We start from the raw sequence: 15,093 nt of genomic DNA on the forward strand, positions 1-15,093 counted from the left end.
GCTCAGTCGAGTTTTTCGATGCCGGCGTTGTCGATGATCTGCTTCCACTTGGCGGTTTCGCGATCAATCAGCTGCTTGAATTCGGCCGGCGAGCCCGAGGCGGGCTCGGCGCCCAGCGTGGCCAGGCCCTGGCGCACTTCGGGGGCCTGCAGGGCCTTCTGGATGGCGGCGTTCAGCGTGGCCACCACGTCGTCGGGCGTGCCCTTGGGCGCGACCACGCCGCCCCAGGCGACGGTCTCGTAGCCCTTCAGGCCGGATTCGTCCAGCGTAGGCACGTCGGGCATCGTCGGCAGGCGCTTCAGGCTGCTGACGCCGATGGCGCGGACCTTGCCGCTCTTGACCAGCGGCGTGGCCTCGGACGTGTTGACGAACAGGTAGTCCAGGCGGCCGCCCAGCAGGTCCTGGATGGCGGCGGGGCCGCCGTTGTACGGAATGAACATCACATCCAGCTTGGCCATGCTCTTGAAGAGCTCGCCGCCCATGTGGCCGGTGGTGCCCACGCCCGATGCGCCGTAGGACAGGCGGCCCGGTTCCTTGCGGGCGCGGTCGATCAGGTCCTGCACGCTCTTGACGGGCGAATCCGCCGGGACGATCAGGGCGTTGTACAGGTCGAACATGTGCGCGACCGGCTTCAGGTCCTGGTCCACGTCGTAGGGCAGGCGCTTGAACAGGGAGCGGTTCACGGCCAGCGTGTTGATGTTGCCGTAGCCTACGGTGTAGCCGTCGGGCGCGGCGCGCTTGATCAGCGCGATGCCGATGTTGCCGGCGGCGCCGGGGCGGTTTTCGATGACCATCGTGGCGCCCGTGTCGCGGGCGATCTGCGTGGTGATCAGGCGCGACAGCACGTCGGGCGAGCCGCCGGCGGCGGACGGCACCACGAAGGTGATGGGCTTGTCGGGGTAGCCGGCGGCCGCGGCCGTGCCGACGAGGGCGACGCTGAGCGCCGCCACGGAAAATGTGTGGAAGAGTTTGCTGCGCATGGTGGATTTCCCCGGTGTTGTTTTGTCGAGGAGGGCAGGTTACACCCGGCTTTGCGGCACTGCGTCATCGAAAAATATCCAAAACCTATAATCCCGCGTTATTGCCAGAGGGGAAAAAAATGAATGCGGACGCCTATGCCGACGAGGTCGGCCCCAGCGCCGGACGGCCGTTGAACCTGCGCCAGATCGAAGTGTTCCGGGCCATCATGATGGCGGGTTCGATCAGCGGCGCGGGACGCATGCTGCACGTGTCGCAACCGGCGGTGAGCCGGGTGCTGGCCCTGACCGAGAGCCGCCTGGGCTATCGGCTGTTCGAGCGGGTCAAGAGCCGGCTGTCGCCCACCGCCGAGGCGCGGCGCCTGTATGCCGAAGTCGAGCAGGTGTATGGCGGCATCCAGCGGGTCAACGACCTGGCCGCCAGCCTGGGACAGTCGGGCGCGGGGATGCTGAAGATCGTGGCCAGCGCCAGTTTCGGCCAGCGCCTGATTCCCATGGCGCTGGAGCGCTTTCGCGGGCGCAATGCGGATGCGCGGGTCGATTACCGCAGCGTGACCTTCGACGAACTGGCGGCGTACTTCCTGTCCGGTCAGGCGGACATTGGCATATCAATGCAGCCGCCCGACCACCCGAACCTGACCTCGGTCAGGCTGGCGCGGGTGCCCGTCGTGTGCGTGCTGCCGCCGGGCCATCCGCTGGCCAGCCACGACGTGGTGCTGCCCGAGGATTTCTCGTCCGCGGCGTGGATCGGGTATCCGCGCGACACCCCGCTGGGCCGGGCCCTCGGGCCGTTCTTCGGCGAGGGGCCGCGCTGCGCGGCGGCGGTAGAGGTGCATTCCCCCGTGACCGCCTGTTCGTTCGTGCAGCAGGGGCTGGGGCCGGCGCTGGTGGACGCGTGGTGCGTCACGCCGGACCAGGCGGCGCACATGACGTTGCGTCCGATCGCGCCCGAGGCCAGCGTGGAGATTTGGGCCACGCATTCCAACCTGAGCGCGCCGCCCCTGTTGGCGCGGCGCTTTCTGGCGGCGGTGAAGAAGACGCTGGAGGGGCAGGCGCTGCCCGGCGTGGCCGCGTCGGGGCAACTGGAATAGGGCGCCTTGCCGAAGTCGGACGGGCGCCCTGGTCTTGCGTTACAGCCCTTCGGCCTGCAGCGCGGCCTTCACGCCGGCGTTTTCTTCCATGCGCTTGAAGAAGGCGGCCAGATTGTCCTGGCCCGACAGGTCCACTTCCTTGGCGCGCGCCCAGCGCAGCACGACGTAGAGGTAGGCGTCGGCGATCGACGGCGCGCCGCCGGCCAGATAGGATTTGCCGGCCAGTTGCGCATCCAGTTGCGCGAACAGCTTGGTCAGCAGCGCGGAGGCGGAGGCGGCTAACTCCTTTTGCGCGGCTTCGTCCCTCAAGTAGCGCTGCGCGCCGAAGATCATGGAGAAGGTCTTGTGGATGTCGGAATTGATGAATCCGAGCCAGCGGCGCACTTCGGCGCGCGAACGCGCGGTGCCGTCGCCCAGCAGGGGGCTTTGCGGCGCCAGTTCCGCCAGGTGCTCCAGGATGGCGACGTTCTGCGTGATGGCCCAATCGCCATCGGTCAGTGCGGGCACGGCGCCCAGCGGGTTGACCTTCAGGAACTCCGGAGCCTTGAGCTCGTCGCGGCTGAGCTTGTGCGCTTCGTAAGGCTTGCCGATCCATTCGAGGACGATGTGGGAAGCGAGCGAGCACGCGCCGGGCATGTAGTACAGTTTCATGAGATGTGGGCTCCTGAGAGTTAGGACGGGAGACCCCCCGTCCCAGGGCGCTATGGTACGCCAACGCGGTATGCCTGCCGCGGGGCGCAATGCGCCTCCCTGTCATGCCTTCCCCGCCCGCCTTCCAACCTGTCGCCGCCGGAGATGTCCATGCAGTCACGCACCGCCGCGAGCACGCGCGCAATCCCCTTGATCCTGTCCTTGGCCCTGTCGTGCGCAATGGCGCCCGCCGCCGCGCGCACAGCGCAGGAGCCGCCATCGGTGGCCGCACGGGTCACGCCCATCGTCGGCGGACTGGATCATCCGTGGTCGATGGCGTTCCTGCCGGACGGCGGCATTCTGATTACCGAGCGTCCGGGCAATTTGCGCCTGCTGCGCACACCGGGCGGCCTTTCCAAGCCGCTCGCCGGCGTGCCCAAGGTGGCCGCAAGCGGCCAGGGCGGTTTGCTGGACGTGGCGCTGTCGCCCGATTTCGCCAACGACCGCTATGTGTATCTGTCGTACGCCGAATCGGACGGCTCCAAGAGCGGCACCGCGGTGGGCCGCGGCCGGCTGGCCGACGACGCGAGCGGGCTGCAGGACTTCCGCGTCCTGTTCCGCCAGGAACCCAAACTGTCGTCGGGCCTGCACTTCGGGTCGCGCCTGGTGTTCGACGGCAAGGGCCATCTGTACATCGCCCTGGGCGAAAACAACCAGCGTCCCACCGCGCAAGACCTGGACAAGCTGCAAGGCAAGGTCGTGCGGCTCAACGTCGACGGCTCCGTGCCCGCCGACAATCCCTTCGTCGGCAAGGCCGGGGCCCGGCCGGAAATCTGGTCGTATGGCCACCGCAACCCGCAGGGCATGGCGCTGAACCCCTGGTCTGGCGAGCTCTGGGAAAACGAACACGGGCCGCGCGGCGGCGACGAGATCAACCTGGTGCAGCCGGGCAAGAACTACGGCTGGCCGCTGGCCACATACGGCATCAATTATTCGGGCCTGGCCATTCCGGAGGCCAAGGGCGAAACCCTGGCCGGGACGGAGCCGCCGCTGTATTGGTGGCCGAAGTCGCCGGCGATCAGCGGCATGGCCTTCTACAACGCGGACCGCTTTCCCGCCTGGAACAAGTCGGTGTTCATCGGCGCGCTGGCGAACCGCAACCTGATCCGCCTGACGCTGGACGGCAATCGCGTAGTGGGGCAGGAAACGCTGCTGGTCGACCGCAAGAGCCGCATCCGCGATGTGCGGCAGGGGCCGGACGGCTATTTGTACGTGTTGACGGACGCCTCGCCGGGCGAGCTGCTGCGGCTGGCCCCGGCGGAATCGGGAGGGTGACTGCCATGAGTTCCTACGAATTGATCGGATCCGCGGGTTGCGGCTCAGCCATTGTCGAGATGGCGCTGGTGCTGGCGAATGTGCCGCACACCCTGACGGACGTGCCGTACCTGAAGCCAGGTCCCGAACGCGACCGCCTGCTGCACCTGAATCCGCTGGGGCAGGTGCCCACGCTGGTCCTGCCCGATGGCGAGGTCATGACGGAAAGCGCGGCGATGATCCTGCACCTGCACGACGTGGCGCCGCAGGCGGGCCTGGTTCCGCCGCCGGACAAGCCGGAGCGGGCGCGCTTTCTCAATCTGCTGGTGCGGCTGGTGGCTGCGGTCTACCCCACGTTCACGTACGGGGACGATCCGCCCCAGTGGACGACCGAGGGCGCGCCGGCCGACCTGCTGCGCGAACGGGTGCATACGCGCCGCGCCGAGCTTTGGCAGGAACTGGAGCGCCAGGCGGGCGCCCCGCACATGCTGGGCCGGCGCTTTTCCGCGCTGGACCTGTATGTGACTGTCATGACGCATTGGCGCCCGGGGCCATCGTGGTTCGGCACGATGTGCCCGGGCCTGACGGCCGTGGCGCGCGAAGCGGCGCAAGAACCCAACGTGGCGCGCGTGCTGCAGCGGCACTTTCCGCCGCCCAGTGAATAGCGCGGCGCCGGGGGCTGCAGATGCGGGCGGCGCGGCGGCTGGTTCAGATCTTCCCTAGCTTGCGGCGCGCCGGCGCGATTTGCCGCGTGCTTCGCGCACCGCGATGTAGACGCCGCTGCCGGCGATGAACACGGCGCCCAGGTAGGCGTAGGCGTCGGGCGCTTCGCGCCAGATGAGCCAGCCCAGGATCGTTGCCCAGATCAGGCCCGTGTAGTCGAACGGCGCGACCACGGACGCGGGGCCGATGCGGAATCCCTGGGTGATCAGCGCCAGGCCCAGGGTGCTGAACAGCGCGATCGCGCCGAAGTAGGGCAGGTGCTCAAGCGCGGGCTCGCGCCAGACCCAGGGCAAGGCGACCGCGCTGCAGACCACTTGCCCGACCACGATGTAGAACGTGGTGGTGAGCATGCCTTCGGCCCGGTTGATGCCGCGTGCCGTGATCATCATGACCGCATAGAGCAGGGCGGTGGTCAGAGGCAGCAGGGTGGCGGCCTGGAACGTTTCCGTGCCCGGGCGCACCACGATCAATACGCCGATGAAACCGGCCAAAACGGCGAGCCAGCGCTTGCCGTCCACGCGTTCCTTCAGGATCAGCACGGACAGCGCCGTGACGAACAGCGGGGCGGCGAAGGCGATGGCAGTGGCTTCGGCCAGCGGCAGCGCGCGCAGGCCCAGGTAGAAGCAACAGGCGGACACGACATTGATGGCGCCGCGCGTCAGGTGCAGGCCGATATGGGTGGTGCGCAGCACGCGGCGTCCGCTCAGCCAGAGCGCCAGCGCGGTCACAAAGGGCAGCGCGATCAGCGCGCGCAGGAACAGGATCTGCAGCGGGTTGTAGTGCGCGCCCAGCCATTTGGCGTTGGCGTCGCTGAGCGTCAGGAAGAAAATGCCGCCCGCCACGCAGGCGATGCCTGCGGCGGCGGAAGATTCACGGGCGGCGGGTAATGCGGTGGAGGAGGACATCTGAAACCTGCAGGGGCGGCGGTTCCTGCCGCCGGGACTAGGGAAAGGACGATTCAGGGTTGGGCGCGGTACGCGGCCAGCGCGACCATGGCCCACGCGGCCAGGAAGGCGGTGCCGCCGAATGGCGTGACGGCCCCCAGCCAGTGCGTGCCGGTCAGCGACAGCACGTACAGGCTGCCCGAAAACAGCACGATGCCGACGAACATGACCACGCCGGCCGCGGACAACAGGGGCGACCCCAAGCGCGCGCCCAGCAGCGCGATGATGAACAGGCCCAGCGCGTGGATCAGGTGATACATCACGCCGGTCTGCCAGACGGCCAGGAGTTCGGGCGTCAGCATGCGCTTGAGACCATGGGCGCCGAATGCCCCGGCGCCCACCGCCACCATCAGATTCAATGCCGCGAGTATCGTGAGCTGCCGGTCCGTCATTGCCAGTCCTTGTAAGTTGCCGATGGGGAATTTGCCGCCGCCTATGATAGGCCCAAACTTGGTGCATGGCGGGGCGCCGGAGCGTCAACGCTCGGGCCGCCGGCGGCCTTGCGTGCGAATTTCCAAATGGGATATTATAAATTCAATTTGGTAATTCCAGCCGCATCGCCCAAGGGCCGCGGCGCCAGGAGCGCACCATGACCATCGCCTTAGCCGACAAATCCCCCGCCAAGCGCGGCGCAAGCGCCAAGCGGCCGCCGCGCCATGGGGCCGCGCGGGCCAAGCAGCTGTTCCGCGGGCTGGTCGATAGCCCCCTGACGGACATCGCGCGCGACGTGCGGCGCGGCCTGCCGGCCCAGATGGTCGACGACGCCGCCGACTACCTGCAGGTCCCCAAATCCGAAATCATGGCCATCACCGAGGTCAAGGCGGCGTCGCTGTCGCGCTGGACGCGCGAGGGCCAGGCGCTGCCGCTGGGCGAATCCGACCGCCTGGCCCGCGTCGCGCGGGTTGCCCGCGTGGCGCGTCAGGTGTTGGGCAGCGACGAGGAAGCGGTGCTGTGGCTGAATACGCCGGTGCCCGCGCTGGGCAACGTCAAGCCGCTTTCCCTGCTGACCTCCGACGCCAGCAGCCGCATTGTCGAAGACACGCTGGCCCGGGCCGCCGCCGGCGTCTACGCATGACGGATTTCGTCTCGTTGTGGCGCATCGGCACGACGGCGGGCACATACCGGGCTGACGACCTGAGCGGAGCAGGGGCCGCCGCCGTGGGCGGGCGCTACAACAGCCCGGGCACGCCGGTGGTCTACGCATCGTCCAGCGTGGCCCTGGCGGTCCTGGAAACCGTGGTGCATTTCGCCGCCCGCGCGTCCGAGCAGGCTAACCGTTACCTGATCGAAGTGGCCGTGCCCCAGGCCGTTTATGAAGCGCGCCAGTCGCTGACCCTGACCCAGCTGCAGGAAGACTATCCGTTCTGGGAAGCCGTGCCCTTTGCCGAAGCCTCGCAGGCCGTGGGCGACAACTGGGTCGAATCGGGCGTGTCGGCGCTGCTGGAACTGCCCAGCGCCATCGTGCCGCACCGCGGGGTGCCGGACTGCAATTTCCTGATCAATCCCGCGCATCCCGACGCGGAGAACATCGTGGTCGTGCGGCGCGAGCGCTTCATCTACGATCCGCGGCTGCGGCCGGCCTAGGCGCCGCCGGCGCAGCCGCGTACCTGTCACGCCACCGTCAGCACAGCCCGCCCGACCACCTTGCCGGCCCGCAGCGACGCCAGCACGCTGTCGGCCTCGGCCAGGGCATGGCGATGCACCGGCATCGGCGGCACCTTGCCGGCGCGCACCAGTTCCATCAGTTCCTTCAATTCGGCCAGGTTGCCGACGTAGCTGCCGATAATCGACAGCGCCTTCATCGGGATCAGCGCGATGGGCCACGACGACGCGCCGCCGAACAGGCCGACGATGACCAGCTTGCCGCCCTTGGTGAGGAAGTCGAACGCCAGCGACGTGGTGGCGGGCGCGCCGACCAGGTCGATGGCGGCCTGCACCGGCTTGCCGCCCGCCGCCTTGATGATCTGCTGCGCGGCGTCGGGCGCGGCGCCGTCGATCGCGGCCAGCGCGCCGGCATCCAGTGCGGCCTGGCGCTTGGCCGGATCAATGTCGACCACGATGGCGCCCGCGCCGCCCAGCGCCTTGATCAGGGTGAGGCTCATCAGGCCCAGGCCGCCCGCGCCGAAGATGACGACGGGATGCTCGCGGTAGATGTCGGCGCCGATCTTCTTGAGCGCGGAGTAGGTGGTCAGGCCCGAGCACGCATAGGGCGCGATCTGAGCCGGTTCAAGGTCGCCGATGTCGATGAGGTAGCGCGGGTGCGGCACCAGGATGTGGTCGGCGTAGCCGCCGGCGCGGTGTACGCCCAGGCAGGCAGGGGCGGTGCAGTGGTTTTCCATGCCGGCCGCGCACGAGGAGCACTTGCCGCAGCCGATCCAGGGATAGACCAGATAGTTGCGGTCGGCCGAGAGCCCCTGGGCCTCGGGCCCGGCTGCGGCGACGGCGCCCACCGTTTCGTGGCCCATGGTCAGGGGCAGCGACACGCCCCGGTCCTTCAGCGAGAGCGTGCGGCCCTGGCCGAGGTCATAGCCGCCTTCCCACAAGTGGATATCGCTGTGGCAGACGCCGGCCGCCCGGACCTTCAGCAGCACCTGCGACCCTTGCGGCGTGGGCGTGGGCTGGTCCATTTCCTGCAGGGGTTCGCGGAAATTGACGACGCAATAGCACTTCATGGGATGTCTCCTTTGTGTGTACTTCGCGCGGCGGCCGGGCGGGAGCCCGGCGCCGCGGAGGAATCTACTTCTTGACCAGGGGGCATTCGCTGTCGGCCAGCGACACGAAGACCTTTTCGCCAGGCACCGTGGACAGGATGCGGTAGAAGTCGCCCGGGTACTTGGATTCGGCGGGCTTTTTCACTTCGACCAGATACAGGTCCATGATGATGCGGCCATCTTCGGGACGCACCCGGGCATTTTTGATCAGCTTGGTGGTGATGGGCAATTCGCGCATTTTCTGGTTGACCGCCGCCCCGTCGAAGCTGCCTGCCGCTTGCGCGGCCTGCAGGTAGTGGGTGGTGGCCACGTAGCTCAATGCCTGCACGATGGACGGCGCGCGCGTGACGCCCATTTTCTTTTGCCAGCGCTGTGTCCAGGCGCGCGTGTCTTCGTCGGCGTCCCAGTAGAAGCCGGTGGGGAAGGTCAGCCCCTGGGCCACGGGCAGGCCCATCGCCTGCACGTCGTTGATGAAGGTCAGAAAGGTCAGCATGCGCTGTTTGCCGCCCGCCAGTCCGAACTCCTGCGCCTGCTTGATCAGGTTGACCAGGTCGCCGCCGGCGCTGGCCAGGCCGACCACGTCGGCCTTGGAGGATTGCGCCTGGACCAGGAACGACGCGAAATCCAGCGCGCCCAGCGGATGGCGCGTGCTGCCCACGACCTTGCCGCCGGCGCCCTGCACAAAGCGGCTGGCGTTGCCTTCCAGGGATTTGCCGAACACGTAATCCGTGGTGATGAAGTACCAGGACTTGCCGCCGCTTTCCACGACGCTCTTGACCACGGCATTGGCCAGCGCGTAGGTATCCGGCGCCCATTGCGTGCTGAGGTTGCTGCATTGCTTGCCGCTGAAATCGCCGGCGAAGCCGCCGCTGATCAGGGCGGTGCCGCCTTTTTCGCGCGCCACGCCCTGCGCGGCCAGGCCGGCAGAGCTGGCGCCGCCGTCCACCACCGCCACCAGGCTTTGGGTGTCGAACCAGCGCCGCACCAGCGCCGAGGCGACGTCGGCCTTGTTCTGGTTGTCGGCGCCGACGACTTCGACGGTCTTGCCGGCCACCTTGCCGCCGAAATCTTCCACGGCCATGCGCACGGCCATCTCGGAGCCCAGCCCGCCCAGGTCGGAATAGATGCCCGAGCGGTCGTTGGAAACGCCCAGGCGCACGACATCGGACTGGGCTTGGGCCGCGCAGGCGGCCAGGGCGGCGGCCAGGGCCGCCAACACGGGTTTGATACGCATCTGTCTCTCTCCCAGCCCGTTTGCGGGCCGATTATTGAACGTTATTGATGACGCGATACCACTTGCCGGGGGCGCCGGTTCTCCAGCCGGCTGAAATTTATTTCTTATTGGTGAATGTAAATTCCTGTGCAAGAATTTATGTACCGCCACATGAAAAGTCAACAGGGTGGAATACCTACTTCGATTGCGGGAAACGGGGCGGGGATACGCCACGCAAGGAGGGCCGACGCCGTGGAAGTGAAGCTAGTCGCACGCACACTGGATCTGATCGAACTGTTTGCGCAGACGCGCCGGCCGATGCCGCTGACCGAGCTGGCCCAGGGCCTGGGCGCGCCCATGTCCAGTTGCCTGGCGCTGGTGCGCACGCTGGTGGCCAGGGGCTACCTGTACGAGGTGCGGCGCCGCGCCGGGTATTACCCCACGGCCAGGCTGCACAGTCTTGCCGCGCTGATCCTGGCGGGCGATCCCTGGCTGGACCTGGTGCGGCCGCGGCTGGCAGCGCTGCGCGATGCGGTCAATGAAACCGTGATGCTCGGCAAGATCCAGGACGGCGGCGTGCTGTTCCTGGACGTGGTCCAGGCCAACCAGCCGGTGCATTACGCGGCGCGGCCGGGCGAGCGCCGGCCGCTGCACACGAGTTCGGTCGCCAAGGCGATCCTGGCGCGCCTGGCGGCCGCCGATCGCGACCACATGCTGGCCGATGCGCAGTACACGCGCTACACGGACCGCACGCTGACCACGCGTGAGGCGCTGCTGGCCGATGTGGAACGGGTCGCCGCGCAGGGTTGGGCGTCGAACGTGGGAGAGAGCGTGGCGGACCTGACGGGGCTGGCGGTGGCGCTGGACCTGGGCGGCGAATGGTACGCGCTATGCATGGCGGGCCCGACGCATCGCGTGTGGGAACAGCGCGAATCCAACCTGGCCCGCCTGCGCGAAGCCGCCGAGGCTATCCGGCGGGACCGCGAGGGGTAGACGAGCCGCGGCGCAACCAGGCGTTCAGGGGCCGCGGCGCACCAGCGTGGACTTACCGAACAGGCTTTCGATCAGGTCCACGGCCAGTTCGGCTGTCTTGTTGCGCACATCGAAGGCGGGGTTCAGTTCCACCACGTCCAGCGAGCGCATGAGGCCGGTGTCGGCGATCATTTCCATGCAGAGCTGCGCCTCGCGGTACGTGGGGCCGCCGAGCACGGTTGTGCCCACGCCGGGGGCGATCTCCGGGTCCAGGAAGTCCACGTCGAAGCTCACGTGCAGGTGGGTGCCGGCGTCCAGCCCGGCCAGCGCGGCCTGCATCGTTGCGCGCATGCCCATCTCGTCCAGATAGCGCATGTCGAAGACTTCCAGCCCGGCCTCGTGGACCAGGCGCTTCTCGCCGGGGTCCACGCTGCGGATGCCGATCTGGCGGATGCAGGCCGGATCAATGTCCGGCGTCTGGCCCGACATGCCGATGAGCGGCGCGGGTCCGTTGCCGCACAGGCAGGCCACGGGCATGCCATGGATATTGCCGGTGGGCGTGAGCGTGTTGGTGTTGAAGTCGGCGTGCGCGTCCAGCCAAAGCACCCGCAGCTTCTTGCCGGCGGCGCGGCAATGGCGCGCCACGGCGCTGATCGACCCGATGCCCAGGCAGTGGTCGCCGCCCAGCAAGACGGGCAGGCGGTCCTGCGAGAGTTCTTCGAACACGGCGTCGTGCACCGCCTGGTTCCAGGCGGCCACTTCGTCGAGATGGCGATAGCCGTCCACCGGCGGCAGCCAGGGATTGGCGGGGCCGTACAGGTTGCCGCGGTCCGTCACCTGGAAGCCCTGGGCTTCGATGACGGGACCCAGGTCGGCGACGCGCAGCGCTTCCGGACCCATGGACGCGCCGCGCGCGCCGGCGCCGATGTCGGTGGGGGCGCCGATCAGGGTGACGTGGATGGGCAGGGTGGCGTTGTTCTGCAAGTGGCGTGCTCCCGAGTGCAGGTACAGGGTCTGCGCGGCGCCGGCCGCGCCAGACGGGTTCAGGCGGCCGATAGTACCGCGGCCAGTTGGTCGCAGGCCCAGTCCACCTCGTCGCGAGTGACGACCAGCGGCGGAGACAGACGCACTGTGTGGCCATGCGTATCCTTGGCCAGCAAGCCGCGCGCCTGCAGGCGTTCGCACCAGAGACGGGCGCCGCCCGCGTCCGGTTCAAGCTCGATCGCCAGCATCAGGCCGCGCCCGCGCGCCTCGCGCACCGGACCGGGCAGCGCGCGCAGGCGCTCCAGGAAGTAGGCGCCCAGCGTTGCCGCGTTGTCGATCATGCCTTCCTCGGTCAGCACGCGCAGCGCGGCGCGGGCGACCGCGCAGGCCAGCGGATTGCCGCCGAAGGTGCTGCCGTGCTGCCCCGGCTGGAACACGCCAAGCACGTCCGCGTTGGACAGCACGGCGGACACGGGATAGAAGCCGCCCGAGAGCGCCTTGCCGATAAGCGTGACGTCCGCCTCGATGCCTTCGTGTTCTTCGGCCAGCAGCTTGCCCGTGCGGCCCAGCCCGGTCTGGATCTCGTCCAGGATCAGGGTAATGCCGCGCTCGGTGCAGCGCTGGCGGACCCGGGTGAAATAGCCGGGCGGCGGCAGCACCACGCCGGCCTCGCCCTGGATGGGCTCGACCAGGAAGGCGACGGTGCGGTCGGTGATGGCAGCGTCGAAGGCATCGTAGTCGCCAAAGGGCACAATCTTGAATCCGGGCGCGAACGGGCCGTAATGGCCGTAGGCGTCGGGGTCGGTGGAAAAGCCGACAATGCCCAGCGTGCGCCCGTGGAAGTTGTTGGCGCAGACGATGATTTCGGCCTGGTTCACAGGCACGCCGCGCACCTCGTAGCCCCATTTGCGCACCGCCTTGATGGCGGTTTCCACCGCTTCGGCGCCGCTGTTCATGGGCAGGATCTTGTGCGCCCCGGTCAGGCGGGCCAGGTCTTCATAGAAGCCCGCCATCTGGTCATGGCGGAATGCGCGTGAAGTCAGCGTGAGCTTTTGCGCCTGTTCGGTCATGGCGGCCAGGATGCGCGGATGGCAGTGTCCCTGGTTGACCGCGGAATAGGCCGACAGGCAGTCCAGGTATTTGCGGCCGTCCACGTCGTACAGCCACGCGCCGCTGCCGCGGGCGATCACCACGTCCAGCGGGTGATAGTTGTGCGCGCCCAGCTGGTCTTCGACCTGGTCGCGGTGGCTGGCGGCGGACTGCGCGTCGGGCTGGAGGGTCGGAACCGCGCTCATGAGCGTCTCCCTAGGGCGTATTGCAGCCATCTTAGCGCCGCCGGCGGGCATTGGCATTGCCATTGCGTGACAAAGGCCTTTCGGGGCCGGCCTGCCGGGCTGCGGCACAATAGCGCCTGTGCCGGGCGGTCGCCCGGCGTCCCGACCTTCTGGATGGCCTCATGCTTTTGCACCAATTGCTTTTGAAACTGACGCGCGGCGCGGCCGTGGTCGCGCTGGGGCTGGCCGCCAGCGCCAATGCGGTTGCGCAGGACAAGCCGCTGCGGATCGGCGTGATTCCCAGCGTCGCCAACGAGGCCACCGAACTGGCAATCGCCCAGGCGAAGAAAGAAGGGCTGGACGTCAAACTGGTGGAGTTCAACGATTGGGTGCTGCCCAACATCGCCGTGGCCGACGGTTCGGTGGACGCCAACTTCTTCCAGCACGAACCCTTTCTGGAGCTGTTCAACCAGCGCCGCGGGGCCAACCTCAAGCCCATTGCCTATGGCTATTCCACGACCATCGGCTTGTTCTCGAAGAAACTGAAGAAGGGCGATGCGGTGCCGGACGGCGCCACCATCGCCGTGCCGAATGATCCGGTGAACACCGGCCGGGCCCTGCTGTTGCTGGAGTCCATGGGGCTGATCAAGCTCAAGCCGGGCGTGGCGCACCAGGCGACCCTGCAGGACGTGGTGGCCAATCCCAAGAATCTGAAGTTCGTGCAGATCGAAGGCTCGCAGTCGGCGCGCACGTTCGACGACGTGACGGCGTCGGTGACGTATACGACCTTCGCCAAGCAGGCGGGCTTGAACGAAAAGGACGGGCTGGCGTTCGACAATACCGATCCGGACAGCATCCGCCGCTACGCCATCCGCTGGGTGGCCAAGCCCGAGAACGCGCAGGATCCGCGCCTGTTGAAGTTCATTTCCATCTACCAGAACTCGCCGGAAGTGAAGAGCACGCTCAAGCGGCTCTACGGCGACCTGATCTCCTTCCCCTGGTAGATCGGGCTTGATCAGGCGGTTGCGCGCGCGGCCGCCTTGCGGGCGCCGTTCAGGCGCCATTGCAGCCCCAGCGCGGCCGCGGCAAGCAGCGCCGCGGCGCACAGTCCCAGCGCCTCGAAGCCTGCGTGCGTGTACAGCGTGCCGGCGATTGCGGTGCCCAGGCTGGCGCCCAGGTAGGTGGTGCAGGTGTTCAGGCCCAGCACGGCGCCGCGTTCCTCGGGACGCGCGCGCGACAGCAGCAGGACGAGCAGGTTCAGGCTTAACTGCGACGCTGCGCCCCAGACGACCGCAATACCCAGCACCGCCGCCAGCGCATGCGCGGCCGGCAGCAATCCCAGATAGACCAGCGCGATCACGCCCAGCGCCAGCGGCAGCGCGCGGCGCGGACCCAGCCGTTCGACCAGCGGCGCGCCCAGCAATCCCGCCAGCAGAAAGCCCGCGCCATAGGCGAATGCGATGAAGCCCACCTTGCCGGCCGACAGCGCCAGCAGGGTGCGGACATGGTCGGCCAGGAATGCGTAGACGCCGTAGAAGGCCGATGAGAAGGCCAGGCAGCCCAGCAGCAGCGCGGGCACGTCGCGATACGACAGCGGCGCCAGCAGGCGCGACAGGCGCAGCGGCTGGGGATTGGCGGCGCGGCGTTCAGGCAGTTTGCGCAGGCCCAGCACGGCGATCAGCGCGCACAGCGCCAGCGCGCCATAGGTGGCGCGCCAGCCCACGGCATCGGAGATCAGTGCCGACAGCGGCACGCCGGCGACCAGCGACACGGACCAGCCGGCGATGACGCGGCCCAGCGTGCGGGCCTCCTGGCCGGGGGCGGCGATGAGCGAGGCGGAACCGTAGGCGGCCGGCAGGATGACGCCGGCGGCGGCGCCGGCCAGGCCTTGCGCCAGCGTCAGCACGATCCAGTGCGGTGCGCAGGCCGACAGGATCAGCGCGGCGATCAGAGCGGCCATCGCGCCCAGCAAAGAACGGCGGATGCCGATGCGGTCGATCCGCGCCGCCAGGAAGAACGCGCTGGCGGCCGTGGCGGCGCCGTAGGCCGAGATGGCGGTGCTGATGGTCAGGGGCGACGTCGAAAACGAATGGGCGACGTCGCTCAGGATGGGGCTGAGGGCCAGCCCGTTCGAGCCGACGACGCTCACGGCGAACATCAGGGCGGGGACTGGCGAGGATTTTGGGGTGCTGCGGTGCGACATCCGCGAATTTTATTGGAATAAAATAAGGGTTTACGCCGATAATTCCTTATTCCATAA

Annotated in this window: 16 protein-coding genes; 7 read left to right on the forward strand and 9 right to left on the reverse strand. The window is 68.1% G+C overall.

The genetic code is table 11. From position 1 onward, the window contains the following. Nucleotides 1-2: 2 nt before the first annotated feature. Nucleotides 3-980, reverse strand: coding sequence for a Bug family tripartite tricarboxylate transporter substrate binding protein (locus KYC_RS20115; RefSeq protein ID WP_008165793.1), 978 nt, complete (start codon nucleotides 978-980; stop codon nucleotides 3-5). 119 nt (nucleotides 981-1,099) lie between these two features. Between KYC_RS20115 and KYC_RS20120 the strand changes: the two genes are divergently transcribed. Beyond that, nucleotides 1,100-2,068: a LysR family transcriptional regulator gene (locus KYC_RS20120; protein WP_008165795.1), complete on the forward strand. Its 969-nt coding sequence runs from the start codon at nucleotides 1,100-1,102 to the stop codon at nucleotides 2,066-2,068. A 39-nt stretch (nucleotides 2,069-2,107) separates the two neighbouring features. Here KYC_RS20120 and KYC_RS20125 read toward each other — a convergent pair whose 3' ends face one another. After that, entirely contained in the window at nucleotides 2,108-2,719 is a 612-nt protein-coding gene (locus KYC_RS20125) for a glutathione S-transferase family protein (RefSeq protein ID WP_008165797.1), read from the reverse strand. A 150-nt stretch (nucleotides 2,720-2,869) separates the two neighbouring features. On the opposite strand from KYC_RS20125, the gene KYC_RS20130 reads away from it, so the two are divergent. Then, nucleotides 2,870-4,033 carry a PQQ-dependent sugar dehydrogenase gene (locus KYC_RS20130; RefSeq protein ID WP_008165799.1) on the forward strand — a complete coding sequence of 388 codons (1,164 nt, stop codon included), beginning with the start codon at nucleotides 2,870-2,872 and terminating at the stop codon, nucleotides 4,031-4,033. Between the two features lie 5 nt (nucleotides 4,034-4,038). Further along, nucleotides 4,039-4,677 (forward strand): glutathione S-transferase family protein, encoded by a 639-nt coding sequence (locus tag KYC_RS20135; RefSeq protein ID WP_008165802.1) that lies wholly within the window; start codon nucleotides 4,039-4,041, stop codon nucleotides 4,675-4,677. A gap of 54 nt (nucleotides 4,678-4,731) precedes the next feature. Here KYC_RS20135 and KYC_RS20140 read toward each other — a convergent pair whose 3' ends face one another. Then, the gene (locus KYC_RS20140; protein WP_008165803.1) at nucleotides 4,732-5,640 is read right to left on the reverse strand and encodes a DMT family transporter; all 909 of its coding nucleotides are present in this window, start codon (nucleotides 5,638-5,640) and stop codon (nucleotides 4,732-4,734) included. A 53-nt stretch (nucleotides 5,641-5,693) separates the two neighbouring features. Then, complete coding sequence (locus KYC_RS20145) at nucleotides 5,694-6,071, reverse strand: DUF423 domain-containing protein (RefSeq protein ID WP_008165805.1); 378 nt, start codon at nucleotides 6,069-6,071, stop codon at nucleotides 5,694-5,696. Nucleotides 6,072-6,268: 197 nt separating this feature from the next. On the opposite strand from KYC_RS20145, the gene parS reads away from it, so the two are divergent. Continuing rightward, nucleotides 6,269-6,754, forward strand: a complete 486-nt coding sequence (gene parS, locus KYC_RS20150; RefSeq protein ID WP_008165807.1) for a type II RES/Xre toxin-antitoxin system antitoxin — start codon at nucleotides 6,269-6,271, stop codon at nucleotides 6,752-6,754. Next, nucleotides 6,751-7,263 carry an RES family NAD+ phosphorylase gene (locus KYC_RS20155; RefSeq protein ID WP_008165808.1) on the forward strand — a complete coding sequence of 171 codons (513 nt, stop codon included), beginning with the start codon at nucleotides 6,751-6,753 and terminating at the stop codon, nucleotides 7,261-7,263. The genes parS and KYC_RS20155 overlap by 4 nt, the downstream gene beginning before the upstream one ends. Nucleotides 7,264-7,289: 26 nt before the next feature. Here the strand turns inward: KYC_RS20155 and KYC_RS20160 are convergent, their stop codons facing one another. Further along, nucleotides 7,290-8,351, reverse strand: coding sequence for an alcohol dehydrogenase (locus KYC_RS20160; protein WP_008165809.1), 1,062 nt, complete (start codon nucleotides 8,349-8,351; stop codon nucleotides 7,290-7,292). 64 nt (nucleotides 8,352-8,415) lie between these two features. Then, nucleotides 8,416-9,624 (reverse strand): ABC transporter substrate-binding protein, encoded by a 1,209-nt coding sequence (locus KYC_RS20165; protein ID WP_008165810.1) that lies wholly within the window; start codon nucleotides 9,622-9,624, stop codon nucleotides 8,416-8,418. Between the two features lie 231 nt (nucleotides 9,625-9,855). Here KYC_RS20165 and KYC_RS20170 point away from each other — a divergent pair, with 231 nt between their 5' ends. Further along, nucleotides 9,856-10,596 (forward strand): IclR family transcriptional regulator, encoded by a 741-nt coding sequence (locus tag KYC_RS20170; protein ID WP_008165811.1) that lies wholly within the window; start codon nucleotides 9,856-9,858, stop codon nucleotides 10,594-10,596. A gap of 24 nt (nucleotides 10,597-10,620) precedes the next feature. Here the strand turns inward: KYC_RS20170 and rocF are convergent, their stop codons facing one another. Both rocF and rocD read right to left on the reverse strand, forming a co-directional pair. After that, the gene (rocF, locus tag KYC_RS20175) at nucleotides 10,621-11,559 is read right to left on the reverse strand and encodes an arginase (RefSeq protein ID WP_008165812.1); all 939 of its coding nucleotides are present in this window, start codon (nucleotides 11,557-11,559) and stop codon (nucleotides 10,621-10,623) included. A 59-nt stretch (nucleotides 11,560-11,618) separates the two neighbouring features. Then, nucleotides 11,619-12,854, reverse strand: a complete 1,236-nt coding sequence (gene rocD / locus KYC_RS20180) for an ornithine--oxo-acid transaminase (protein WP_008165813.1) — start codon at nucleotides 12,852-12,854, stop codon at nucleotides 11,619-11,621. Between the two features lie 161 nt (nucleotides 12,855-13,015). Between rocD and KYC_RS20185 the strand changes: the two genes are divergently transcribed. Further along, on the forward strand, nucleotides 13,016-13,837 hold the full coding sequence (locus KYC_RS20185) for a MetQ/NlpA family ABC transporter substrate-binding protein (protein ID WP_008165814.1): 822 nt from the start codon (nucleotides 13,016-13,018) through the stop codon (nucleotides 13,835-13,837). An 11-nt stretch (nucleotides 13,838-13,848) separates the two neighbouring features. Here the strand turns inward: KYC_RS20185 and KYC_RS20190 are convergent, their stop codons facing one another. Continuing rightward, nucleotides 13,849-15,036 (reverse strand): MFS transporter, encoded by a 1,188-nt coding sequence (locus KYC_RS20190; protein ID WP_043519006.1) that lies wholly within the window; start codon nucleotides 15,034-15,036, stop codon nucleotides 13,849-13,851. Nucleotides 15,037-15,093: the final 57 nt, after the last annotated feature.

This window comes from Achromobacter arsenitoxydans SY8 (assembly GCF_000236785.1).
Classification (GTDB): Bacteria; Pseudomonadota; Gammaproteobacteria; order Burkholderiales; family Burkholderiaceae_B; genus Achromobacter; species Achromobacter arsenitoxydans.

Bases quoted from the DNA above. Each gene is read 5' to 3' on its own strand.
- KYC_RS20115 (WP_008165793.1), bottom strand. From the start codon at position 980: ATGCGCAGCAAACTCTTCCACACATTTTCCGTGGCGGCGCTCAGCGTC.
- KYC_RS20120 (WP_008165795.1), top strand. From the start codon at position 1,100: ATGAATGCGGACGCCTATGCCGACGAGGTCGGCCCCAGCGCCGGACGG.
- KYC_RS20125 (WP_008165797.1), bottom strand. From the start codon at position 2,719: ATGAAACTGTACTACATGCCCGGCGCGTGCTCGCTCGCTTCCCACATC.
- KYC_RS20130 (WP_008165799.1), top strand. From the start codon at position 2,870: ATGCAGTCACGCACCGCCGCGAGCACGCGCGCAATCCCCTTGATCCTG.
- KYC_RS20135 (WP_008165802.1), top strand. From the start codon at position 4,039: ATGAGTTCCTACGAATTGATCGGATCCGCGGGTTGCGGCTCAGCCATT.
- KYC_RS20140 (WP_008165803.1), bottom strand. From the start codon at position 5,640: ATGTCCTCCTCCACCGCATTACCCGCCGCCCGTGAATCTTCCGCCGCC.
- KYC_RS20145 (WP_008165805.1), bottom strand. From the start codon at position 6,071: ATGACGGACCGGCAGCTCACGATACTCGCGGCATTGAATCTGATGGTG.
- parS (WP_008165807.1), top strand. From the start codon at position 6,269: ATGACCATCGCCTTAGCCGACAAATCCCCCGCCAAGCGCGGCGCAAGC.
- KYC_RS20155 (WP_008165808.1), top strand. From the start codon at position 6,751: ATGACGGATTTCGTCTCGTTGTGGCGCATCGGCACGACGGCGGGCACA.
- KYC_RS20160 (WP_008165809.1), bottom strand. From the start codon at position 8,351: ATGAAGTGCTATTGCGTCGTCAATTTCCGCGAACCCCTGCAGGAAATG.
- KYC_RS20165 (WP_008165810.1), bottom strand. From the start codon at position 9,624: ATGCGTATCAAACCCGTGTTGGCGGCCCTGGCCGCCGCCCTGGCCGCC.
- rocD (WP_008165813.1), bottom strand. From the start codon at position 12,854: ATGAGCGCGGTTCCGACCCTCCAGCCCGACGCGCAGTCCGCCGCCAGC.
- KYC_RS20185 (WP_008165814.1), top strand. From the start codon at position 13,016: ATGCTTTTGCACCAATTGCTTTTGAAACTGACGCGCGGCGCGGCCGTG.
- KYC_RS20190 (WP_043519006.1), bottom strand. From the start codon at position 15,036: ATGTCGCACCGCAGCACCCCAAAATCCTCGCCAGTCCCCGCCCTGATG.